At 54.1% G+C, this 23,467-nt stretch carries 23 protein-coding genes; 14 read left to right on the forward strand and 9 right to left on the reverse strand.

Translation table 11 applies throughout. From position 1 onward, the window contains the following. Window positions 1–60 precede the first annotated feature (60 nt). Both TALK_RS17590 and TALK_RS17595 read left to right on the forward strand, forming a co-directional pair. Window positions 61–426 (forward strand): MerR family transcriptional regulator, encoded by a 366-nt coding sequence (locus tag TALK_RS17590; protein WP_085620463.1) that lies wholly within the window; start codon window positions 61–63, stop codon window positions 424–426. Between the two features lie 17 nt (window positions 427–443). Beyond that, entirely contained in the window at window positions 444–839 is a 396-nt protein-coding gene (locus tag TALK_RS17595; protein ID WP_085620464.1) for a carboxymuconolactone decarboxylase family protein, read from the forward strand. A 56-nt stretch (window positions 840–895) separates the two neighbouring features. Here the strand turns inward: TALK_RS17595 and cysS are convergent, their stop codons facing one another. From cysS to TALK_RS17620, 5 genes are all read right to left on the reverse strand, one after another. Beyond that, on the reverse strand, window positions 896–2,275 hold the full coding sequence (gene cysS / locus TALK_RS17600) for a cysteine--tRNA ligase (protein WP_085620465.1): 1,380 nt from the start codon (window positions 2,273–2,275) through the stop codon (window positions 896–898). 65 nt (window positions 2,276–2,340) lie between these two features. Further along, window positions 2,341–3,693, reverse strand: coding sequence for a glutamate--tRNA ligase (gene gltX / locus TALK_RS17605; RefSeq protein WP_085620466.1), 1,353 nt, complete (start codon window positions 3,691–3,693; stop codon window positions 2,341–2,343). A gap of 25 nt (window positions 3,694–3,718) precedes the next feature. Then, window positions 3,719–5,395 carry an NAD+ synthase gene (locus tag TALK_RS17610; protein ID WP_085620467.1) on the reverse strand — a complete coding sequence of 559 codons (1,677 nt, stop codon included), beginning with the start codon at window positions 5,393–5,395 and terminating at the stop codon, window positions 3,719–3,721. Between the two features lie 105 nt (window positions 5,396–5,500). Further along, on the reverse strand, window positions 5,501–5,986 hold the full coding sequence (locus TALK_RS17615) for a hypothetical protein (protein WP_085620468.1): 486 nt from the start codon (window positions 5,984–5,986) through the stop codon (window positions 5,501–5,503). Window positions 5,987–6,304: 318 nt separating this feature from the next. Next, window positions 6,305–7,690, reverse strand: coding sequence for a class II 3-deoxy-7-phosphoheptulonate synthase (locus tag TALK_RS17620; RefSeq protein ID WP_085620469.1), 1,386 nt, complete (start codon window positions 7,688–7,690; stop codon window positions 6,305–6,307). Between the two features lie 460 nt (window positions 7,691–8,150). Between TALK_RS17620 and TALK_RS17630 the strand changes: the two genes are divergently transcribed. Next, a complete protein-coding gene (locus TALK_RS17630; RefSeq protein ID WP_085620471.1) occupies window positions 8,151–8,894 on the forward strand; it encodes a sulfite exporter TauE/SafE family protein in 744 nt (247 codons plus the stop codon). A gap of 21 nt (window positions 8,895–8,915) precedes the next feature. Continuing rightward, on the forward strand, window positions 8,916–9,518 hold the full coding sequence (locus TALK_RS17635) for an IMPACT family protein (RefSeq protein ID WP_245830018.1): 603 nt from the start codon (window positions 8,916–8,918) through the stop codon (window positions 9,516–9,518). Between the two features lie 17 nt (window positions 9,519–9,535). On the opposite strand, the gene TALK_RS17640 is transcribed toward TALK_RS17635, so the two are convergent. Next, window positions 9,536–10,324, reverse strand: coding sequence for an inositol monophosphatase family protein (locus TALK_RS17640; protein WP_085620472.1), 789 nt, complete (start codon window positions 10,322–10,324; stop codon window positions 9,536–9,538). 66 nt (window positions 10,325–10,390) lie between these two features. Next, window positions 10,391–11,533, reverse strand: a complete 1,143-nt coding sequence (locus TALK_RS17645) for an ROK family transcriptional regulator (RefSeq protein WP_169715067.1) — start codon at window positions 11,531–11,533, stop codon at window positions 10,391–10,393. Window positions 11,534–11,677: 144 nt separating this feature from the next. Here TALK_RS17645 and TALK_RS17650 point away from each other — a divergent pair, with 144 nt between their 5' ends. The 5 genes from TALK_RS17650 (at window position 11,678) to TALK_RS17670 (ending at window position 16,528) form a co-directional block, all read left to right on the forward strand. Beyond that, complete coding sequence (locus tag TALK_RS17650; RefSeq protein ID WP_085620474.1) at window positions 11,678–12,724, forward strand: ABC transporter ATP-binding protein; 1,047 nt, start codon at window positions 11,678–11,680, stop codon at window positions 12,722–12,724. Next, window positions 12,721–13,575, forward strand: a complete 855-nt coding sequence (locus tag TALK_RS17655) for an ABC transporter permease (protein WP_085620475.1) — start codon at window positions 12,721–12,723, stop codon at window positions 13,573–13,575. The genes TALK_RS17650 and TALK_RS17655 overlap by 4 nt, the downstream gene beginning before the upstream one ends. Beyond that, window positions 13,572–14,399, forward strand: a complete 828-nt coding sequence (locus TALK_RS17660) for an ABC transporter permease (RefSeq protein WP_085620476.1) — start codon at window positions 13,572–13,574, stop codon at window positions 14,397–14,399. Before TALK_RS17655 ends, TALK_RS17660 begins: the two co-directional genes overlap by 4 nt. A gap of 45 nt (window positions 14,400–14,444) precedes the next feature. Further along, window positions 14,445–15,548 carry an extracellular solute-binding protein gene (locus TALK_RS17665; RefSeq protein ID WP_085620477.1) on the forward strand — a complete coding sequence of 368 codons (1,104 nt, stop codon included), beginning with the start codon at window positions 14,445–14,447 and terminating at the stop codon, window positions 15,546–15,548. Between the two features lie 194 nt (window positions 15,549–15,742). Next, on the forward strand, window positions 15,743–16,528 hold the full coding sequence (locus tag TALK_RS17670) for a DUF1868 domain-containing protein (RefSeq protein ID WP_085620478.1): 786 nt from the start codon (window positions 15,743–15,745) through the stop codon (window positions 16,526–16,528). A gap of 53 nt (window positions 16,529–16,581) precedes the next feature. Here the strand turns inward: TALK_RS17670 and gntR are convergent, their stop codons facing one another. Further along, entirely contained in the window at window positions 16,582–17,613 is a 1,032-nt protein-coding gene (gene gntR / locus TALK_RS17675) for an HTH-type transcriptional regulator GntR (RefSeq protein ID WP_085620479.1), read from the reverse strand. A 141-nt stretch (window positions 17,614–17,754) separates the two neighbouring features. Here gntR and TALK_RS17680 point away from each other — a divergent pair, with 141 nt between their 5' ends. The 4 genes from TALK_RS17680 to TALK_RS17695 all read left to right on the forward strand — a co-directional run bounded on the left by TALK_RS17680 (window position 17,755) and on the right by TALK_RS17695 (window position 21,599). Beyond that, window positions 17,755–18,339, forward strand: a complete 585-nt coding sequence (locus TALK_RS17680) for a gluconokinase (protein WP_245830019.1) — start codon at window positions 17,755–17,757, stop codon at window positions 18,337–18,339. 36 nt (window positions 18,340–18,375) lie between these two features. Then, entirely contained in the window at window positions 18,376–19,404 is a 1,029-nt protein-coding gene (locus TALK_RS17685) for a TRAP transporter substrate-binding protein (protein ID WP_211274843.1), read from the forward strand. A 149-nt stretch (window positions 19,405–19,553) separates the two neighbouring features. Next, a complete protein-coding gene (locus TALK_RS17690; RefSeq protein WP_085620480.1) occupies window positions 19,554–20,174 on the forward strand; it encodes a TRAP transporter small permease subunit in 621 nt (206 codons plus the stop codon). Window positions 20,175–20,291: 117 nt separating this feature from the next. Beyond that, window positions 20,292–21,599, forward strand: a complete 1,308-nt coding sequence (locus TALK_RS17695) for a TRAP transporter large permease (protein ID WP_085620481.1) — start codon at window positions 20,292–20,294, stop codon at window positions 21,597–21,599. A gap of 148 nt (window positions 21,600–21,747) precedes the next feature. Here TALK_RS17695 and TALK_RS17700 read toward each other — a convergent pair whose 3' ends face one another. Further along, window positions 21,748–22,764 (reverse strand): 1-aminocyclopropane-1-carboxylate deaminase, encoded by a 1,017-nt coding sequence (locus TALK_RS17700; RefSeq protein ID WP_085620482.1) that lies wholly within the window; start codon window positions 22,762–22,764, stop codon window positions 21,748–21,750. Window positions 22,765–22,942: 178 nt separating this feature from the next. On the opposite strand from TALK_RS17700, the gene TALK_RS17705 reads away from it, so the two are divergent. Next, window positions 22,943–23,461, forward strand: coding sequence for an Lrp/AsnC family transcriptional regulator (locus TALK_RS17705; protein ID WP_245830020.1), 519 nt, complete (start codon window positions 22,943–22,945; stop codon window positions 23,459–23,461). Window positions 23,462–23,467 lie beyond the last annotated feature (6 nt).

Raw genomic sequence — 23,467 nt, forward strand, 5'->3', positions numbered from 1 at the left:
TCCTGAATGTAAACACCGCCTAGGGTCAGGAAAGTTCCCCAGAACTGAAAGGTCACCGACATGATGATTGGTGAAGTCTCGACCAAAAGCGGTCTACCCATTCATACGCTGCGCTATTACGAAAAAATCGGTCTGGTGCCCAAACCGTCACGTGATGCGGGCGGGCGTCGTTACTATGACCCGGAAATCCTTGAATGGCTGGTTTTCATCACCCGGCTTAAGGATCTTGGCATGCCAATCCGCGACCGGGTGCGCTTCGCCACCCTGCGCAGTCAGGGCGACAGCACCGTCGGTCAACGCCGGGAACTGCTTGAAACCTATCGGTCGGGACTGGTCAAAAAAATCGCCACACTGGCCGAAACCCTTGACGTTCTGGATTACAAAATCACCCATTACGCCGAAATCGCGCGTTTAAAAACCACCTGACACAGCAGGAGCCCGTTATGACCAATTCGAAAACCGCCCTTGAAAAAGGGCGCGATGTTGTCGCACGCCTGAACCCGGGGCTTGAGGGCATCCTTTCTGAAAAATACGATGCTCTGGTGCCGGGGTTTGCCGAAAGCCTGACCGAATGGGCCTATGGTCGTCATTACGCCCGCCCGGGGCTGGATTTAAAAACCCGGCAACTTTGCACGATTTCCGCCCTGACCGTTCTGGGCGGACAAACCGCCCCCCAGCTTAAGGTCAATATCAACCACTCACTAGCGGCTGGTGCCACCCGCACCGAAATCATCGAAGCTATCTGGCAAATGGCCGTTTATGGTGGATTGCCCGCCGCGATCAATGGGCTGAATGCAGCCCAGGAACAGTTTGACGAAATCGACGCAAAAGCAGCCTAAATAAAAAAGGCGCCGCAGAGGAAACTGCGGCGCCTTTAAAATTTCAATCTGACGGACTAAACACGTTTCCAGCTTGTGCCTTCTTTGAAGTCTTCAAGCAGGATACCCCGTGCGATCAGATCATTTCTGATCTTGTCGGCAGTCGCGAAATCGCGGTTTTTCTTTGCTTCCGCACGCTGCGCGATCAAATCGTCGATCTCGGCGGCTTCGTCTTCATCCGCACTGCCGGTAAACCAGTCTTCCGGATCGTTTTCTAAAATGCCCAGCAATTCGGCCGCGGCCAAAACACGACCTTTGGCTTCGGCCTTGTCGTATTTCTTCGTCGCCTTGTTAAGCTCGGTCACCAGCTCATGGAATTCCGCAATCGCCAACGGCGTATTCAGATCATCACACAGTGCGTTCAGAACAGATGCCGGAACCGGTACATTTTCCGGTCTAACATCCGGGGTCTGACGAAGGGCGGTATAGAACCGATCCAATGCTTCCTTGGCCTGACGCAGGTTATCTTCGGTCCAATTGATCGGCTGATGATAATGCGTCCCCAACATCGCCAAGCGAATTGCCTCGCCCGGCCAGTTTTCAAGCAAATCATGCACGGTGACAAAGTTGCCAAGCGACTTGGACATCTTTTCGCCTTCGACCATCAGATGGCCGTTGTGCATCCAATATTTGGCATAGCTTGACCCCTGATTGGCACAGCAGCTTTGCGCGATTTCGTTTTCATGATGCGGAAACACCAAATCCTGTCCGCCGCCATGAATGTCGAAATTCTCGCCCAGATAACGCGTAGACATGGCCGAGCATTCAATATGCCAGCCCGGACGTCCCCGGCCCCACGGGCTTTCCCAGCCGGGTGTGTCGTCATCGGATGGTTTCCACAACACAAAGTCAGCCGGGTCTTTTTTATAGGGCGCGACTTCAACCCGCGCACCGGCAATCATTTCCTTGCGATCCCGGCGTGAAAACTTGCCGTAATCTTCGTATTTATCGACCGAAAACAACACATGCCCCTCAGCGGCATAGGCAAATCCCTGTTCAATCAGGCTTTCGCACATCGCGATCATTTCAGGGATATGGTCGGTCGCACGCGGTTCGATATCGGGCTTGGCGGCATTAAGCGCGCCCATATCATCAAGATAAGCCTGATGGGTGCGTTTGGTGACTTCCGAAATCGGCTCGCCGCTTTGGCGGGCACGTTCGTTGATTTTGTCATCAACGTCGGTGACGTTGCGCACATAGGTCACATGTGGATACAGATGGCGCAACACCCGCACCAGCGTGTCAAACACCACCACCGGCCGCGCATTGCCGACATGGGCATAGTCATAGACCGTCGGTCCACAGACATAAAGGCGAACATTATTCGGGTCGATCGGTTCAAACACCTGCTTTTCGCGGGTCAGGGTGTCATAGATACGCAATGTGGTCTTGGTCATGATTTTGGTCCATATGGCTTGTGTTTTCGGGTTTGCGGCAAATTCCGGCGGTCAAAGCAAAATACTTAGACCGCCTTTCCACAAAGCCGTTCACACGCCTTGTCACGACCGATTAAAACCAGCATCGCCGACATTTCCGGGCCGTGTTCACGCCCCGTCAAGGCCTTGCGAAGCGGCATGAAAAGCTGTTTGCCTTTGCGATCCGTCGCGTCTTTAAGCGCCCCGGTCCAGGCTTTCCAACTGGTGCCGTCAAGCTCGCCTTCGGGCAACATATCGGCCGCCTGTTTCAGGAAATCGGCGTCTTCATCGTCAATCTGCGGGATAACCTGATTGCTGATTACTCCCCACCATTCAACGGCCTCTGCCACGCGCCAGCAATTGCCACGCACCGCGTTCCAAAACTCTTCGTGGGCATCGCTTAATCCAGCGGCCTCAAGCTTTGGCTTGGCGACCTCGAACGACATGTCATGAATGACTTTTTCGTTCAGGCTGGCCAGTTCGGCCGGATCGAATTTCGGCGTTGAACGGCCATAATGGCCCAGATCGAATTTCTCAAGCACCTCGGTCAAACTTGCCGGTTCGATCTTATCCGATGCGCCAAGCCCGGTCAAAAGACCGACCAGTGCCGATACTTCAAACCCGTCATTGCGCAATTCGCGCAACGAAAGACTGCCCAAACGTTTGGACAACTGCGATCCGCCCGGCCCGGCCAAAAGTGGCATATGGGCAAATTCAAGCGCCCCCGGTTTTCCGCCCATCGCCATATAAAGCAGGATTTGCGAAACCGTATTGGTCACATGGTCTTCACCGCGAATGATATGGGAAACCCCCATTTCAAGGTCATCCACGACCGAGCCCAGCATATAAAGCAATGAACCGTCTTCGCGGATCAAAACCGGGTCCGACACATGTTCGGTATCAAACGTGCAAACACCGCGCGAAAGGTCATCCCATTCGACTACACCATCGGTCAAAAGGAAGCGCCAATGCGGCTTGCGGCCTTCGGCCTCAAGGGCGGCAATTTCATCATCAGAAAGCGTCAACGCCTTGCGATCATAGATGAACGGCTGGTGACGCTGGCGCGCGGCCTTGCGTTTCCAGTTCAGCTCACCCTCGGTCTCGTAGCACGGATACAAAAGATTGCGCGATTTCAGGTCTTCAATCGCCGCGTCATATTTATCCTGACGCAGGCTTTGGCGTTCCTCGCGGTCCCAATCAATGCCAAGCCATTTCAAATCTTCACGAATGGCATCGACATATTCGTCTTTCGACCGTTCGGGATCGGTATCATCAAAACGCAGGATAAACTCGCCCCCATGTTTACGGGCATAAAGCCAGTTCATCATGGCAACGCGGGCATTACCGACGTGTAGAAGCCCGGTCGGGCTGGGCGCGAATCGCAGGACAGGTTTTGTCATTTCAAACTTTTTCAGTTCACTTTGATCAGGTCACGAGGTTCGTGAAACCATTGGTAATCGGATAGCGGCGATCACGGCCAAAGGCGCGCGGGGTAATCTTGACCCCCGGCGGCGCCTGACGGCGTTTGTATTCCGCCCGGTCCAGCAATCGCCAAACCCGGCTTACAAGGGCCGCGTCATGGCCGCTGTCGACAATCTCAGAAACAGACCGCTCGCCTTCGATCATCTGATGCAGGATATCATCAAGAACGTCATAAGGCGGCAGGCTATCTTCGTCTTTTTGATCCGGGCGCAATTCGGCCGATGGCGGCTTGGTAATGATCCGTTCCGGGATCACCATGCCATCCGGGCCAAGCGACCCCGGCGGATTATGTTCATTGCGCCAATGGCACAGGTTGAACACTGTCGTTTTGTAAAGGTCTTTCAAAACCGAATAACCACCGCACATATCACCATACAGCGTGGCATAGCCAACCGACATTTCCGACTTGTTACCCGTCGTCAATACCATATGGCCAAACTTGTTTGAAAGCCCCATCAGGATAATCCCGCGTGACCGGGCCTGAATGTTTTCTTCGGCAATATCGGGGTCTCGGCCCTCAAACGCCGGGCCAAGCATCTGTTCAAATGCGCCCATGGCCGGGCCGATATTAATGCTTTCAATCCCGGTTTTCAGCATGTTCGCACAAAGCTCTGCATCCTCAAGGCTTTCAGCCGAGGTATAAGGCGATGGCATCATCACCAGCCGCACCCGATCCGGCCCCAGCGCATCAACCGCCACGGCGGCCGAAAGCGCGCTATCAATCCCGCCCGACATGCCAATCACAACACCGGGGAACCGGTTTTTGTTCACATAATCGCGAAGGCCCAGAACCAACGTCTGATAAATCGCGTCAAGTCCGGTCGGATAATCGACCTTGGGTGCCGCTTCATTGCACTGCCATGTCCCATTCTCGCCGCGCTGCCATTGGGTCAGCACCACATCCTCGGCAAAGGCTGGCAAAGCCACCGCCAGCGATCCGTCACCATTAAGACCAAATGATCCGCCGTCAAAGACCAGTTCGTCCTGCCCGCCAACCTCGTTGCAATAAATCATCGGCACACCGGTTTCGCGCACCCGATCTGCAATCAAGTTGCGGCGCAAATCGCCCTTGTCGGCTTCGAACGGTGATCCATTCGGCACAAGGAAAATCTCGGCTCCGCGGTCTTTCAAATAGCCAACCACCTTTGGCGTCCAGACATCCTCGCAGATCGGCATCCCCAGCGTCACACCCCGGAACGACACCACATCGGGCATCGGACCGGCGGAAAACACGCGTTTTTCATCAAAAACACCATAATTGGGCAAGTCGTTCTTGGCGCGCACCGTATCGATCTTACCCTGATCAATCAAAAGAACCGCGTTAAAGCGTTCGCCTTCAATTTCCCAAGGTGTGGTCAGCAAAAGCGCCGGGCCGTTTTCGCGCACCGATGTCCGTGCACAGATATCTTCAACCGCATGGCGCAGATGCCCCATGAAAGCAGGCTTCATCACCAGATCCTCAGGCGGGTAACCCGACAGAACCAGTTCAGAATACAAAACAATATCCGCGCCCTGATCGGCCGCAGTTTCCCAAGCAGCCACAACCTTTTCCATATTCCCGGCAATGTCGCCGACAATGGGGTTAAGTTGGGCAATTGCGATGGCAAGCATATTTGTCATTATGTTGGAATAGGAGGCGTCCGGTTTGCTGTCAATTGCCGAATGCGCAATCCAGAGCAAACCAGATCAAAGAGCACTACATCAGAGCCCTTTTTCAGGTGTCGCTCAAAGTGCCAGCGCGGCGTCGATTTCTTCCTGACTCATGGTTTTGGCCGAACCGTGAATGATCCCGCTGGCAACATCCATGAACCGCTGCAATGAAAGGGTGACGGTATTTGCCGTTTCCCGCAAAAGCTCTTCATTACCCTCGGCTATCAACGCATCAAGTTGCCCATTGGCCCGGGCCACGATGGCATTCATATGGTCGATGGTTTCCTCAAACGGACGACGAAACCGGCCGGGCACATGATCATAGGCCTCAATTGCCAGTTCCTTGTCGGAAAAGGCACTGTCGCGAAAATGGTCCTGATAACTTTTCGGGGCCCATTCCTTACAGTCTTCCATCATGTCGGGCATGTCCGGGACCATTTCCAGAAGCATCACGATTTCATTGAAATGATTCAGGTAATCGGTCGCAAGCAGGGTCGTCGAGGAAATGTTGGTTCCCTCCACTTTCTTCTGCCATTCGGCGAAATCCGCCTCATCCATCATAATTTTGCGTGACCCCTTCCCGTTCAACCCACAGCATTCGACCGCAGTTCTCTATACTTAAGGATGTTATACGCATCCGTGTAGATATAAAATGCGTTAGATACATAAGAAATAATCAAACTGGCACATATCACGCCCTCTTAAGATTGCAAATGCCCGATACTTTGTTCGCAAAAGGTGCGCATTTGAACTTTTCGGGCGAAATTTCAGGGCCGGTCATCGCATACCTACCCCGTTAACGATATTGCCCGTCAAAAAAAGCAAAGGGGCCCGGCAATCCGGACCCCTTATTAAAATACAATTTCGGTTCAGCCCCAATCAGGCAGAAGCCGCCATCTGTTCAGCACGAACAGTATCGCGTTCTTTTTTGATCATTTCCGCCATCAGGAATGCAAGTTCAAGTGCCTGCCCGCCATTCAGGCGCGGATCACAATGAGTGTGATACCGATCTGAAAGGCTATCGACAGTTACTTCGCGCGCACCACCGATGCATTCGGTCACATCCGTACCGGTCATTTCAAAATGAACGCCACCAGCATGTGTGCCTTCGGCCTTGTGAACATCAAAGAAGTTTTTCACCTCGGACAGGATCGCATCGAACGGGCGGGTTTTATACCCGTTGGTCGCCTTGATCGTGTTGCCATGCATTGGATCGCACGACCAAACAACCTTGCGGCCTTCGGCTTTAACACGTTGCACCAGACGCGGAAGATGTTCGGCCACCTTGCCCGCCCCCATACGTGCAATCAGGGTCAGACGACCGGCTTCGTTTTTCGGGTTCAACGCATCGATCAGACGGATCAAATCGTCTTCTTCGGTGGTCGGGCCACATTTCATGCCGATCGGATTGTTTACCCCGCGCATAAATTCAACATGCGCCCCGTCAATCTGACGGGTCCGATCCCCAATCCAAAGCATATGCGCCGAACAATCGTACCAATCGCCTGTCAGGCTGTCCTGACGGGTCAGGGCCTGCTCATAGCCCAGCAAAAGCGCTTCGTGCGAGGTATAGAAATCGGTTTCACGCATTTGCGGCGCGGTTTCAGCGGTAATGCCACACGCCTGCATAAAGGCGACCGCTTCATCAATCTGGGTCGTCATTTTGCTATAACGCTCGCCCGCCGGGCTGCCATCAACAAATGACAGGTTCCAACGATGGATCTTGCTTAGATCGGCAAAGCCACCCTGCGAAAACGCCCGCAACAGGTTCAGCGTCGATGCCGATTGGTTATAGGCACGGATCTGGCGTTGCGGATCGGGAATGCGAGCTTCTGGCGTGAACTCGATCCCGTTGATGTTGTCACCACGGTAACTTGGCAGTTCAACACCATCAATGGTTTCGGTATCAGACGAACGCGGCTTGGCAAACTGGCCGGCCATACGGCCAACCTTGACCACCGGGCATGCTGCGCCATAGGTCAGAACAACCGCCATCTGCAACATAACCTTAAAGGTGTCGCGGATGTTGTTGGGGTGAAATTCCTTAAAGCTCTCGGCGCAATCCCCACCCTGAAGCAGGAAGGCTTTGCCTTCGGCAACTTCGCCAAGTTTTTCCTTAAGCGCGCGCGCTTCGCCTGCAAATACCAACGGAGGATAGCTGCAAAGCTCCTGCTCTACGGCCTTTAAGGCCTGTGCATCCGGATAAGTCGGCATCTGCTTCACAGGCAGGTTGCGCCAGCTATCAATGCTCCAGCTCTTGCTCATTTGCTTCCTCTCAATCGGACATGTTCATCATGCCACATACTATATCATAAAATCAGCGTCACAGCGGATTTCGCCCCATAAAACCGGTGCTGTCAACCGGGCCAAACTTGATACGGGTTTTACAACCGCATTTCCACCCCTTCCATGCAATTCGCAAAGAAAAACCCGCAAATATTTGCCAATCGAAGCAAATAATACGCAAAATTCAACCCCATTTACCCATTCCAGATGGATTTGACCCAAAGGACAGCGCCTTTGGCGTGCAGCCAGGTCTGCAAATTCTGACGAATCCGCCAAATAAAATCGCACTCGGTCCCACATCGCGAATCCCGCCCATGACATACACAAAGATAGGCATCAGCATTCAATTGCGCGAGCTCCGATATCGCGGCACACTGCGCACCCGAAAGACCAATCCCACCAACGCCACCCAATACCGCCCAACACCAACGGAACACCCATGACACTTGAAACGGCAGCAATCATTGCCTGCGCCTATTTCATTGCCGCCTTTGTCAAAGGCGCAACCGGGCTTGGCTTTTCAACATCCGCCCTGCCGATTTTGGCGCTTGGCATCGGGTTAAAGGCCGCCATGCCGCTTGTGATCATTCCGTCGTTGGTCAGCAACAGCATCATCATGGCTCAGGCCGGTCATTTTCGCGAAACCCTGCAACGCTTCTGGCCAATGTTTGTTGCCACTCTGCCGGGGCTTGTCGTTGGCCTCGCCGTGCTTGATCTGGTCAACAGCCTGATGGCGGGGGCCGTGCTGGGCGTGGTTTTGATGGTTTATGGTGCGCTAACCCTATGGCGGCCGGGCCGCCCGGTGCCGGAAAAGCTGGAAAAGCCTTTGGCGCCCGTCATGGGTTTTGCCACCGGGCTGGTTAATGGCATCACCGGGTCGCAGGTCATGCCGGTCCTGCCGTTTCTTCTGTCACTGCGACTTGATCCCAAACGCTTTATTCAGGCGATCAATATCTCGTTTAGCCTCTCAAGCATCGTCATGGCGATGGGCCTGTCGAAAATGGGTCTGATGACGCTTGAAAGCGTGTGGATATCGCTGGCCGGTCTGATCCCGGTTTATCTGGGGACCAAGCTTGGCGGCATTGTCCGGTCCCGCATGGACGCCGAAAGTTTCCGCAAGGTAGTTCTGATCATGCTGGTGATTTTCGGTGTGATCCTGATTGGCAAATTCATGCTGTTCTGACCGTAAAGTTCAGCGACGCTGGTGCAACGCGCCAGCCTTTGCTATCCAAACCAGATGAAAACCATCACCCGCGCCGCACAGGCCGAAACCGAAGAAAAGAAATCCCGCTTTCTGGCCGAGCTTGTCCCCTATGACGATCTGGCCAGGCGGTTAACGGAATTGCGTGCCGCCCATCCCAAGGCCAATCACCATGTCACCGCCTATCGCTATCTGAACGACGAAAATCAACTAATCGAACATGGCAAGGATGACGGAGAGCCATCAGGCACATCCGGGGTGCCGTGCCTTAAGGTCCTTCAGGGCCGCGATCTGATCAATGTTGCGGTGATCGTCACCCGTTATTTTGGCGGCACAAAGCTTGGTACCGGCGGATTGGTTCGGGCCTATAGCGGGGCCACACATGCGGTCTGTGCCATTGCCGATATCATCGACTATATCCCACAGGGCGAAGCCACACTTTTCGCCGCGTTTTCCGATGCCGAGCCGCTTGAACAGGCCTGTGGGCAGGATGGCATCACGGTTCTGGATCGGCAGTTTGAAACCACCGGTACCCGCATTACAATTTCCGGCCCCAAGGAAACCGTCGCCGAACTGGCCGACCGTTTCCCGGCAAAAACGGATTAGGCCCCACCTCTGTTGGTTTATACATCCCCTGTCAATGCGCCAAAGAACGCCTTCATCCCCGGTGCGCAGGCAAGAATTTCCTTGCCGTTGCGAAAATCGCCATCGGCCAGAAAATCACTGATATATCCCCCGGCTTCGTGCACCAGAACAAGACCGGCGGCAACATCCCATGAATGGATGTATGCCTCCCAAAATCCATCAACACGCCCTGCCGCAACATAGGCTAGCCCAAGCGCGCCTGAACCATGCATGCGGTGCATCGCGCAAGCAGTGAAAAGCCCATCCATAATTGATTGATGCCGTCCGACAGGCGCCTTGAAGTTAAACCCGACAGATAAAATCGATTCTTTTGGATCATCTGTCGTGCTGACCGTGATCTTTGTGCCGTTAAGCCAGGCACCGCCGCCACGATGGGCCGAAAACATTTCATCCCGGCACGGATCATAAACAACGCCGACAACCGGTTTGCCATCAACAACAAATCCGGCCGACAAACACCAAACCGGAATACCGCGAACAAAATTCGTTGTTCCGTCAATGGGATCAACAATCCATGTGGCAGATGCAATTTCGCCACCGCTTTCCTCGCCCAGAAAGCCATCGTCGGGGAAAAGATCCAACAGGCTATCGCGGATAAAGTTTTCCGTTTGCCGGTCAACTTCACTGACGAAATCCTGCATGCCTTTTTTTTCAACCGAGAACTGCTGTGTTCTGAAACTTTCCATTGCGCGTTTGCCTGCTTCGCGCAGGATGGCTTCGGCGCCATAACGTCGGCTGGCAAACGATCGGGAAATCGATACGGACATGATGGTTCCTTTTGGGGGGCGAATGAACGGATGAATGAACAGATGAACGAAGCTATCCGGCGGACGTCAAAAAACCAATTGATGCAACGGCAACAATGCCGCCCCCAAATGGGCCGGGTCGCCGGGCAGTTTGCTGGTGATCAATGTCGGCATTGGCAGTCGTTCATCGGTAAAGGCGCTTTTGCCGATATCGACAAGCATATGCCTAAGTTCTTCCGGCGCTTCGCCGCCAAAGAAAATCGCATGCGGGTCGATGGTTGCCTGCAAGGCCCGAAGTGCGAATTGCAATTGCGGCTTTACCTCGTCCAGCCATTCAGGGATTCCGGGCCAATCGGGTTCAAATCGCAGGGTCAGGTCGCGAACTGAATTGACGTCAATGTTGTGATCGGCCAGACGCTTTATCAATTCCCCCAGCGCAGGGCGGTGGCAAAGTTGATCACGTGAAAAGATCGCGCTGATTTCCCCGGCATTGCCATGCCCGCCACGAAAGGGCCTGTTTTCCCAAAAAATACCCGCGCCAAATCCATGATTGAACGACAGATAGGCAATGCAGCCATGGCCATTGCCGGCCCCCAGATAATGCTCGGCAACAACCGAAGACGTTGCGTTGTTCTCGGCAAAGACGGGCTGATGCAATTCCCGGCTTAAGACCGTTTCAATGGGAATGTTTTCCCATGCAAAAAGGGGCTGGGGCGGATGAAAAACATCATGGCTGCCGTCGCGAAAACCCTGCATCGAAATCCCCACCCCAACCAGCGTCCTGTTCACCGCCACAGTGGAAAACCAATCGGCTATTTTTTCTTTCAGGGCGGCAATAACCTCTGCCGGGGTCACTGGCGCAATATTGGCAACCTCCTGCACAAGGGGAATACCGGTAAGATCCATAAGACAAAAACGAACATCTTCGGTCCCAACAGATATGCCGACCGACGCATAATGGGATGGATCAATCGAAACGGTCGGGCTGGGTTTGCCACGCCCAACGATCTTTGCAGCCCCAAATCGCAGGTAACCGCGCCTTTCAAGGCTGTCGATGATGCGATGGACAGATTGCTGTGCCAATTGCGTTTTGGCCGTCACCCCTGATCGCGCGATCGGCCCCGATCGCAAGATGATCGCCAAGATATCCCGTTCGCTGGCGGTAAGGTCACAGACGACATCTATCTCTTTGATAATTTTCATATTTTTGGCGTTCAACTTTGGCTGCATGGCAATATTTCCGCCATTCTTTCCCGCGGCGCAGCAATGTTCAAGCATTATTACTCGCCAATTGTCATATTTACATCACATCGCTGTCACGCCATTATAACACTCAATAAGTAATAAAAAGCATCGATACAAAAAGGGGAAGAAATGGCGGCGATCAATATTCAAAAGCTGTCCAAGGACTTTAGCGGCTTCAAGGCATTGACCGAGTTGTCGCTGGACGTCAGGGAAGGGGAATTTCTGACCCTTCTGGGACCATCGGGATGTGGCAAAACGACGCTGCTGAAAATCATTTCCGGTTTCATCGAGCCAACCAAAGGACACATCCTTCTTAACGGCAAGGATGTGACAAAGGTCCCGCCAGAGGCGCGCGATACCGCATTATGTTTTCAGTCTTATGCGCTTTTCCCGCATCTGTCCGTCCGGGAAAACCTTGAATTCGGCCTGCGGCAAAAAAAGGTTCCCGCCCTTGATCGCAAGGACAGAATTGCTGACGTTGCTGAAAAGCTTGGCCTTGGTCCGCAGATGGACAAACTCCCCAATCAGCTTTCGGGCGGGCAACAGCAACGGGTCTCGCTTGGCCGTGCGCTGGTCATGCGCCCCAGTGTGATCTTGTTCGACGAACCGCTTTCCAATCTTGATGCCAAATTGCGCGATCAGGTGCGCCTCGAAATCCGCCGCATCCAGAAAGACTACAAGCTGACCGCAATCTATGTAACGCACGATCAGGCCGAAGCCCTGGCCATGTCGGACCGAATTGTGGTGCTTAAATCTGGCCAGATAGAACAGGTTGATACCCCCGAACGGCTTTATGCCGCCCCGCGCACCGGCTTTGTCGCCGACTTTATTGGCAATGCCAATGTATTTACGGGCCGTGTATTACCCCAAAAAACACCAACGATCTGGCGCATTGAAACCCCGATCGGCATTCTGGAAACCGGTAACAATGCCGGCACAGAAGGCGCCGAAATCACCCTGTGCTGGCGCCCTGAAAACGCGGAAATCAATGATGACGGGGCACTTGGCGGCACTGTAACCAGCAAAGCCTTTCAGGGGCATTTCACCGATTTGATGGTCGAAACCAAAGGTGTCCCCTATCGCATCCAAACCAGCCGAACCGATGTCAACGAAGGCGACACCATCGGGTTCAATGTACCGGGGCCAAGCGTAATCCTGTTGGAGAACGCGCAATGACAGCCCGACAGTGGATAACCGTAACCTTGCTACTGATGCCGGGACTGGGCCTTATCGTTTGGCTGATCGGCACCGTGGTCTACATCGCCTTTGCGCAATCCTTTGGCCTTTATAACATCAATGGCGAAAGCGCCCTGACGACCGCCTATTGGGCCGATCTTCTGGGCAACAATATCTATCTGCGCTCGGTGCGGTATTCGACATATATCGGGGTCATGAGCGCGATCTTTTCAGTGGTGCTGGCCTATCCGCTAGCCATCTGGCTGCGTAAGCCATTTACAGGATCGATGACCATTGGTTCGATTTTAAAAGCCCCCCTTTTGGTCCACGGGCTGGTCGCTGCCTTCCTGTTCGTCAACGTCATCTCCTATCACGGCATTCTGAACCAATTCATGCAATGGATCGGCATTTGGGATGGACCGCACCGCTTGCAAAACGACAATAACGCCATTGCGGTTCTGATCCTGCAAACATGGAAAAACATGCCTTTTGCCCTATTGCTGTTGACCGGTGCGCTTCAGGGTATTTCCGATGATGTGCTGGATGCGGCACGCGATCTGGGGGCGGGATCATGGGCCCGTTTTCGCAAAATCATCGCCCCGCTGACCGTTTCGGGCATGCAGGCTGCAATCGTGATTATTTTTATCGGCGCGGTTTCCGATTTTGCCTTTCAGGTGATTGCCGGTCCGATCAATCGCCAATCTCTGGCGCAATTGATGGTCGGCTATAAAGGCCGGGGGGACTGGAATTCGGCGGCAGTGGTCGGGGCGACCATGATCATCGTGGCGTTGTTTGGCTCTGCGATCCTTGCGGGACTTTCGAAAATCGTAATGCGGGGGCGGCTGAAATGAACCGTTTGCGCCTTAACAACATTCTAATGGCACTGGTCATTGCCCTTGCCTTTATCTGGCTGTTCATTCCCTTCGTCATGGCGGTGCTATGGTCGCTTGTCGACCCGTCACAACCTTGGACGGCCGATAAATTGCTGCCCCCGGCAATGTCGTTTTATCGTTGGGTGAACATGTGGCAGAACTCGTCGCTACAGCCTGCCCTTCTGACTTCCTACACGCTGGCACCTTCGGCCGCGATTTTATCCTTGTTGCTGGCCTTTCCAACATCATTTGCATTGGGCCGCATCGCGTTTCCCGGTCGGGAAGTGGCAAAAACCCTGTGTCTTCTGCCGCTGGTCGTCCCGCCCTTTATAACAGCAGTGTTTTTCACTGCCCTGCTTTACCGGCTGGGTCTGACAGCTTGGCGCCCCGGGGCGATCATTTTTGCCCATGCTGTTGTCTTCCTGCCCTTTTCGATCCGGATTCTGACGGTAAGTTTCGAAACCGTGCGTCAGGACCATATTGATGCGGCACGCGACCTTGGCGCTGGCCATTGGGCCCGGTTCAAGGCGGCCTATCTGCCTGCTCTTCGTCCGGGCATTTATGCAAGCTTGCTGATTGTCTTTATCCAGTCGATCGAAGAATTCGCCATCGCTTTCATCGTCGGATCGCCCGATGTGGTGACGATTCCGGTGCTGCTCTATTCGGCACTCGGTCAGGATTACGTCCGCCCCAATGCGGCTGTGCTGTCTCTCATTCTCGTCATTCCGAATGTGTTTTTGATGCTGTTTTTAGAACGGCTGCTGAAATCTGCAAATCCGACTTTGGCCTCGGGAAAAGGCTGAACGGGATAATCCATCCGCGCATCAATCCAACAAAGGATAAGTTTCATGATCAAGAAGCTACTGATATCGACCGCCGTCATCGTCGCAACCACACAGATGGCGGCCGCCGCCGATCTGTCATCAATGTCATGGGATGACGTTGTCACCCAGGCCAAAGAAGAAGGCGAACTGACCTGGTATGTCTGGTACCTGACCGATGACCTGCGTCGTGCGGCCAAGACATTCGAGGAAGAATACGGCATCACCGTCACCATTCCCGAAGGCACGATGGAAGGGAACCTTGAAAAGCTTTACGCTGATAAAGCGCGCAAAACCGGCGATATCGACGTTTTTGCCCTAGGGTGGGATTCGTACACTTCGGTCGATCTGAGCGCCATGTTCATGCCTTTGACCGCTTTGCCAAAAGATGACAACCGCGTCTCCGATCTGGCCGGTATTGATGCAGGTGAATATGCATTTGCATTCTGGGGCAACCAGACCGGCATCGCTTATGACCCAACCCATATCACCGGTGACGACCTGCCACAAACCCCCAAAGAATTTGCCGCCTTTTGGCAAAGCCACCCTGAAAAATTCGGCTTTAACTATCAAAATGGCGGTTCCGGCCCATCCTATTATCAAAACATTCTGCGCGTTGTTTCCGGTGCCGATTTCTCTGACCCGTCCGATAGCAAAGAACACCTTGCAGCCCTGCAACCGGGCATCGATTTCTTTAACGCGCATGCTGAAAACTATGTGATTACGGCCTCCAACGCGGACTCAATCACCCGTATCTCGGACGGTGAATTGTGGATGGCGCCAGCCTGGGAAGATCACCTTGCCGGTTTGCAAAATCGCGGTGAAGTGCGCAAGGACATCAAGTTTTACATCCCCGAAATGGGCATGAATGGCGGTGGCAATGGTGTGTCCATCCCCCTGAATGCACCGCATTCGGCGGCGGCTGCCGTGTTCATCAATTGGCTGATCTCGCCTGAAACCCAAACCGTTTTCAATAAAGAATTCGGGACCGCCCCAATGAATGCTGCGGCAGATGACAGCTTCGCCCTGATACCAAATGCCATGCGGAAATACTCAACCGTTTCGCCCAACAAGCCCTTCCGGAGCGCGATGGAAGCAAAGTTCACCGAAGAAGTCGTTCAGCAGCGCTAACCAAAAACCTATGGCCCGGTGGTATGGCAGAAATCGCTCCTTCCCCGTCATATCACCGGGCAACTTTCTTTGAATTCAGACCGACAAGGCAAGGCCAAAAATAACAAGACTGACAGCGGCATGCATCATATCGCAACCGCATCGCCGCCCGCGCCCCACAACATCCATCCGATGAACAAGATTGGAATTTATGAATGCACGAACCGACCTGGTCTGTACCAAGCGCCCAACGCAGGGAAATCATCGAACATCTTACCGGCATTCATCCCGATGGGCAGCACCCGCCCGCGATTACCGCACGCGGACAGGGCGGAAAATTCCTGCCCGATGGCACGGTCCTGCCTTTCCCAGGCAATACATTTATTTGCCATCTTGATCGGAAATCAGCCTTTTACGCCGCCCTTTGCGACATGCAGGACGGGCTCAAAGCCATGCCCCATGCCGATCATTTCACCTTCCTACCCCAACCAAGTTTTCACATGACGATCTTTTGCGGCATAAGCGGATCCCCGCTTGGCAGTGATGGATGGCCCAATGACCTTTCGCGCGATGCAACACTTGAAACCATAACCGCAACCTTCCGCGACAGCTTGGCACAGGAACAAGGCCCCGATGGCTTTTCAGTCATTGCAACCGGCCTGATGTTACCAACAACCATCGAAATGGGGCCCGCGTCGCCGCAAGACGCGGAAAAGCTTCTGAATATGCGCCGTAAATTGCAGGACTTGACCGGCATATATCGCCCGGACTTTAAATCGTACCAGTTCCATGTCGGCATGGCCTATCTGACACAATGGTTGTCCCCTGATAACGTCGAGCAGGTGATGATCACGGCCGAACAGTTATTTGAACAATTTCTTGGCAAGATCGGGCAGATTGAACTTGGCCTGGTGGAATTTTGCACCTTTGAAACGATGCATCATTTCGAACCATTGGGAACGCTGGGCAACAACGGATTTACGCCCGTTTCAAAAGGATAAAACCTGAAACACCGGGATTGGACATGGCAAGATACTCGGGGCAGCGTTCTGGGCTATCGGCGCGCCTTTCGCGCCGTACTTTGGCGGGCTTGCAATTCGAACCCAAGATCGACAACTTTCTGGTCCGGCCGCTCGCCTTCCAGGGCGGCGCGGATCATATCGACGGCGGTTCTGCCAATCTCGTAACGGTCCGTACGGATACTGGTTAACGACGGACAGGCCGCCGCCATCATTTCAAGATCGTTGAACCCGATGATCCCGATCTCGTCGGGGACGCTGATCCCGGCATGCTGACAGCCAAACAGCGCGCCAAGTGCCATATCGTCATTATTGCAAAATACCGCGTCAAGATCGGGACGTCTGGCACGCAATTGCCCCATCAGTTCCGCCCCCAAAGTCATGCTTGATGACTGGGTGGTTATCATGAACAAATCCGGATCATGACGACCTGCTGTGCGCAGCCCTTCGGCAAAGCCTTCCATACGGCGCCGGGATCTCGGGTCCATGCGTGCGCCAATAAAACCGATGCGACGATATCCCTGTTGCACAAGATGCATTCCGGCCGCACGGCCGCCCTCATAATGTGAAAAGCCAACCATCATATCAACCGGATCAGGATCAACTTCCATGATCTGAACCACCGGGCAATCCGCGTTTTCAAGCATCGCCCGCGCGGCCTTGGTCTGATCGCCGCCGGCAACGATAAGCGCCGATGGCCGCTGGCCCAGAAAGATACGGATCAGGCGTTCTTCCTCGGCCGCGACATAGCGCGAATTGCCAAGCTGAACCTGAAGCGGACTTGGATCGACTTCGTCATAAATTGCGCGCAGCGTATCGGCAAAAACGTTATTGGTCAGCGATGGCACAATCACGCCAACGATATTGGATCGCGACGACGCCAGCGCACTGGCATGGGAATGGGGCACGTAATCAAGGGCGGCAATCGCGGCCTCGATACGTTCGCGCAAGGCCGTGGAAACCTTGGCCGGGTCGCGCAAAGTCCGTGAAACGGTGATCGTGCTGACCTCCGCCTTTTTGGCAACATCGGCGATGGTCGGGCGCCCGGCCCCTTTGCGTTTTCTCATGTGCTCTTTCTCATGTGATCTTCTCTCTTATCCGCGATCCGATGGCCAGACAATATCTGTTGACTCGATGTTAGCGCTAACATTATGTTGGCGCTAACATATAAAAACGGGCATGACCCGTGCAAAAAAGCCGAAAATAAAGTGGCGGGAGGATCAGCCATCAAAGCCGAATTTGTCATCGTGATGGGTGTCAGCGGATCGGGAAAGACCGGGGTCGCAAAGCGTCTTGCCATGCAAGGCAATGACGTCTGGCTTGATGCTGATGATTATCATCCTGTGCAAAATATTGAAAATATGCGCAATGGCGTGCCGCTAAATGATGAAATGCGCTGGCCCTGGCTTGCGGCATTAAGCGAGGCCGCCATTGATGCCGCCGACAAGATTGATCCAGAACCTGTTTCCGAACGCGACACAGCCCGCATTTTCATTGCCTGTTCCGCATTAAAACGCCGTTATCGCGATTTCCTGCGCAACTGCCTGGATCCTGTAATCTTTGTTTTTCTGGACGGTTCACGTGATGTGATCGGTTCCCGGCTGGACCGCCGGACTGGTCATTTCATGCCGCCCGGATTGCTTGACAGTCAGTTGGCCGATCTCGAACCGCTGGGGCCGGACGAGACAAGCGTGACTGTTTCCATCGATGCCCCGATTGAAACCGTGGTTTCAACCGTTGCTGCCCGTCTGGCAGAACGCGAAACCGACAAGTCCTTAAACCAAAACACATAATATCACCGGAAAACCGGTATATCAGGGAGAAGACAAATGACCATGACGTTCAAATCACTTGCCGGAGCAACCCTTGCTGCCAGCCTGATGATGGCGGCCCCGCTTGCCGCCAAAGCACAGGATTTCACCCTTAAAGTTCAATCAAGCGACGCTTCGGGCGTGCCGAATTTCGTGATCGAACAGGAATGGGCCGCACGCGTTGGCAAAATGTCAGGCGGGCGGATCGCAGTTGAAATGCTGCCGGTCAACTCGGTTGTTGAACATGCCGAAACCCAGGATGCGATTGCCGCCGGGATTATTGACGGCCATATCACCGACACCAGCTATTTCACCGGCAAAGACCCGGCATTTGGCCTGATCGCCAATCCGGTTGGCGCATGGTCGGCACCCTCGGAAATGCTGCGTTTCGTCGAATATGGCGGCGGCAAGGAACTGATGAATGAAATGCTGGAACCCTATGGCCTGCATTTCATCGGCGCAGTAACGCCGGGCCTTGAAGCCTTTGTCTCGTCTGTACCGCTTGACGGTGTTGCCGATCTTAAGGGCCTTAAAATGCGCGCACCAGAAGGCATGGTACAGGAAGTCTTTGCCGCCGCGGGTGCATCGCCGGTCAACATTCCGCAGTCCGAAGTGTTTACATCGCTTGATAAAAAAGTAATCGATGCGGCGGATGCCACCGTGTTCTCGACCAATCAGGCCATGGGCCTGCATGATGTGGCCAAACATCCGGTCTATCCGGGGTTCCATTCCATGCCGATGCTCGAAGTTTCGGTCAATAAAACCAAATGGGATTCCATGCCCGACGATCTGAAAGCCATTCTTGAGGTTTCGGTTCGTGATCTTGCACGCGACATGGAAGCACAGCTTGCGATGAAAGACATGGAAGCCGTTGCCAAGGCCCGTGCCGAAGGCGGCGTTACCATCCATAACTGGTCGGCCGAGGAACGGAATAAATTCCGTAAAATCGCCACAGGTCAGTGGGAAAAAGTCGCGGCACGTTCGGAAAATGCCCAGAAGGTTTATGACACCCTTGTCAAATACCTGACCGCACAGGGCATGATCTAAGCCAGTCCAAACCGATTGCCGGCGGTGCCCGCAAGGCCCGCCGGAACGATCCAATGCAATCCGGCCGGCCCGATATAAGAGACGATATCGGGTCATGCGGTCCTCCCCGTTGCCGGATTGTATTCTTTGTCGCGACAAGGATGCGAAAAATGGCCCCGAGCGCAGAAAAACCGGCGCATAACGAAATCCCCCCAGCCCTGGAACCCAATGGAAAACCCGCCGCAATCCCCGCGGTTTCCGGCCTGTTGGGCCGGGTTATCGACAAGATCAGCACGATTTTCGCGCTGGGTTTCCTGTTGGCGATGGGCATTCTGATTTTCGAGATTTTCATGCGTCATGTTTTCAATCGCCCGACGCTTTGGGCGCATGAAACCACGACTTTTTTATCGGCGATCGGCTTTGTTTTTGCCGGGCTTTACTGCGCATCGCAGGATAAACACATCCGGGTTGTCATCATCTATGACATTGCCGGGCCAAAGTTTCGTCGCGCGCTTGATATCGGCATTTCAATTGTCTGTGCCGTGTCATCGGGCTTTTTTGCCTGGGCGGCATGGCTGATGGTCAAACGCGCTGCGTTCAAACCCGATGGCAGCATCCATCTGGAAACCACCGGCAGTGCCTTTAATGCACCCTATCCGGGGTTGCTAAAGATCTTTTTATTGCTGGTTTTGATCGCATTAACGGCCCAATTCATCGTTCTGGCGGTCAATTATGCACGTACAAAACAAGATTATGTACGTACAAAATCCGATGCTCAGCCCGGATCATGAACCGATTGATCATGCAGCCCGAAAATGAAATTAATCATACAATATTACTTATTGTTTTTGATGTATCGCCCTGCCCATGCAAAGACACATGCGCAAGACGCGACAGGATAAATCCCGATGTTTGATTTGCAATCCCTTGGCATTGAATACGGCACGCTTGCGATGTTCGTGCTGCTGCTTGGTTTCTTGATGACCGGCATGCCACTGGCCTTCGTGACGCTGCTGATTGCGCTGTTATTCACCCTTGGCTGGTTCGGGCCGATGGCGGTGCCGTTGATCACCAGCCGGGTCTATTCGTTTGTGTCGTCCTTTGTCTTTGTTTCCGTGCCGATGTTCGTGATGATGGCGGCCATTCTGGATCGATCAGGCATTGCCAAGGATTTGTTCGAAGCCATGCGCCTGTTTGGCGGGCGGCTTAAGGGCGGGGTAGCGGTTCAGACGATCTTTGTTGCCGTGATCCTTGCCGCCATGAGCGGCATCATCGGCGGCGAGATTGTCTTGCTTGGCCTGCTGGCCCTGCCGCAGATGTTGCGCCAAGGCTATGACAAGAACCTGGCGATCGGGGTTGTCTGTGCCGGTGGGTCGCTGGGGACCATGGTGCCGCCCTCGATTGTTTTGATCATTTACGGCCTGACCGCCAATGTATCGATTGGTGACCTGTTCACATCGTCCTTTGTGCCGGGGCTTATGCTTGCCGGGTTCTATGTTGCCTATGTGCTGTTCCGGTCGTATACGGGCGACAATATTGCCCCGCCGCCACGCACCGAAAAAATCCCCCGCGCGGAAAAAATCCGCCTGCTGAAGGGCCTTTTCCTGCCGATCCTTGTGGTGATCTGCGTGCTGGGGTCGATCTATGGCGGGATTGCCTCGGTGACGGAGGCATCAGCGGTTGGCGTGGCCGGGGTGATTGCCTCGACCGCCCTTCGGCGCGAATTTTCGCTGTCGATGTTAAAAGCCGCCTCGCTTCAAACCCTTTCAACATGCGGCATGATTGTCTGGATCGGCATCGGCGCATCGGCCTTGGTCGGGGTGTTTAACCTGATGGGCGGGATCAAATTTGTATCCGCCCTGATCACCGGCATTTCGGACGACCCGACGATCATCATCCTGTTTATGATGCTGATTCTGTTCGTGCTGGGCATGTTCCTTGATTGGGTCGGCATCGCGCTTTTGACCATGCCGATCTTTGTGCCGATCATCAAACAGCTTGGCTATGACCCGGTGTGGTTCGGGGTGCTGTTTGCGATGAATATGCAGGTCAGCTTCCTGTCGCCGCCGTTTGGCCCGGCCGCGTTTTACCTTAAATCCGTGGCCCCGCCCGACATCACGCTGGGCGATATTTTCAAGGCACTGGTGCCGTTTATTTGTTTACAGGTTCTGGCCGTTGCGATCCTGATCATCTTCCCGGGGATTACCGGGCGATAGGATGATTTGATCCGATAAAGAACCGACAAAGGGGAAGCTGTTCTGGCTTCCCCTTTGTGATTATCGGGCCACCTGCCCCGTCATCATGGGGGATATGGATTCCCGCCTGCGCGGGAATGACGGTCCGATGCAGGTTTCAGCGGATACATCAGCCGTTGCGATAAAGGTAGCTATAGGCGTTGATCGCTGGAACGCCGCCCAAATGGGCGTAAAGCACGCGCGATCCTTTGGGGAAATAGCCCTTGCGCACAAGGTCGATCATGCCCTGCATGGATTTGCCCTCGTAAACCGGGTCGGTCATCATGCCTTCAAGGCGGCCGCACAGGCGGATGGCCTCGTTGGTTTCGTCCGATGGCACGCCATACAGCGGATAGGCGTAATCCTCGATCAGGGTGATATCACGGTCTGAAATGCCGCGTTCAAGCTCGACCAGATCGGCGGTTTTTTGGGCGATTTCCAAAACCTGTGCGCGGGTTTGATCGGGTGTGGCAGAGGCATCAATCCCGACCACTTTATCCGCCCGGCCATCTTCGGCAAAGCCAACCACCATCCCGGCATGGGTCGATCCGGTAACGGTGCAGACCACGACATAATCGAACTTAAAGCCAAGCTCGGCCTCTTGCGCACGGACTTCCTCGGCAAAGCCGACAAAGCCCAGCCCGCCATATTTATGCACCGATGCCCCGGCCGGGATCGGGTATGGCACGCCGCCCTTGGCCTTCACATCGGCCAAGGCGGCTTCCCAGCTTTCGCGAATGCCGATATCAAAGCCTTCATCGACCAATTCGATCTCCGCCCCCATGACGCGGCTCATCAATATGTTGCCAACCCGGTCATAGACCGCATCGTTAAACGGCACCCAGCTTTCCTGTACCAAACGACATTTCATGCCGATCTTGGCCGCAATGGCGGCAACTTGGCGGGTGTGATTTGATTGCACACCACCGATGGTGACAAGCGTATCGGCCCCGGATTTGATCGCATCGGGGATGATATATTCCATCTTGCGGACTTTGTTGCCGCCGAACGCGAGGCCCGAATTGCAATCCTCGCGCTTGGCATAAAGTTCGACATCGCCGCCGAGATGGGCGGACAGACGTGGCAAAGTTTCAATCGGGGTCGGGCCAAAGGTCAGTTTGTATTTTTCAAATTTATCCAGGCGCATCGCGCACTCCCTGATTTGCAGATCGACGGTTGAGGTCAATGAGAACAGGAAAAATGCTAGCGTTATTGGCGTGAAAGGTGTGCTCGAACTTAAGGCCAATTTTTCGCCTAATGCTTTCACCGCACGCCAAAATGTGCCTAGAATTTCGTAAACAATCAAAATTCCGGAAGGTTCTTTCATGACGCAGCCCGCAAACCCGACGAACACCGCCGCCACGGCCCAAGCCAACGCCACCGCCCACACCATCGACCGCATTGATCAAAAGATTTTGCGCCTGTTGCAAAGCGATGGCCGGATGGGCAATGCCGATATTGCCAAACGGGTTAATGTCAGCCCGGCGACCTGCCACCGGCGGATGCAACGCTTGTTCGAAGACGGTTATATCACATCCATCCGCGCCCAGATCGCGCCGGACAAGGTCGACCGCGGGGCGCTGGTGATGGTGGGTGTGGTGCTGGACAGATCAACGCCCGACAGCTTCGCCGCATTTGAAACCGCGTGTGGCAAGCTGCCCTTTATCCTTGATTGCCATCTGGTGGCGGGGGATTTCGATTACTTCCTGAAAATCCGGGTCCGCGATATGGCGGATTTCAACCATTTGCATGGCGATCAACTGATTGCGCTGCCCGGTGTGCGGCAAACGCGGACGTTTTTTGTGATGAAAGAGGTTGTCGATAATGCGCCGTTGGCGTTTTGAGCCTCA

Origin of the sequence: Thalassospira alkalitolerans (assembly GCF_002115745.1) — a bacterium.
Taxonomy (GTDB): domain Bacteria; phylum Pseudomonadota; class Alphaproteobacteria; order Rhodospirillales; family Thalassospiraceae; genus Thalassospira; species Thalassospira alkalitolerans.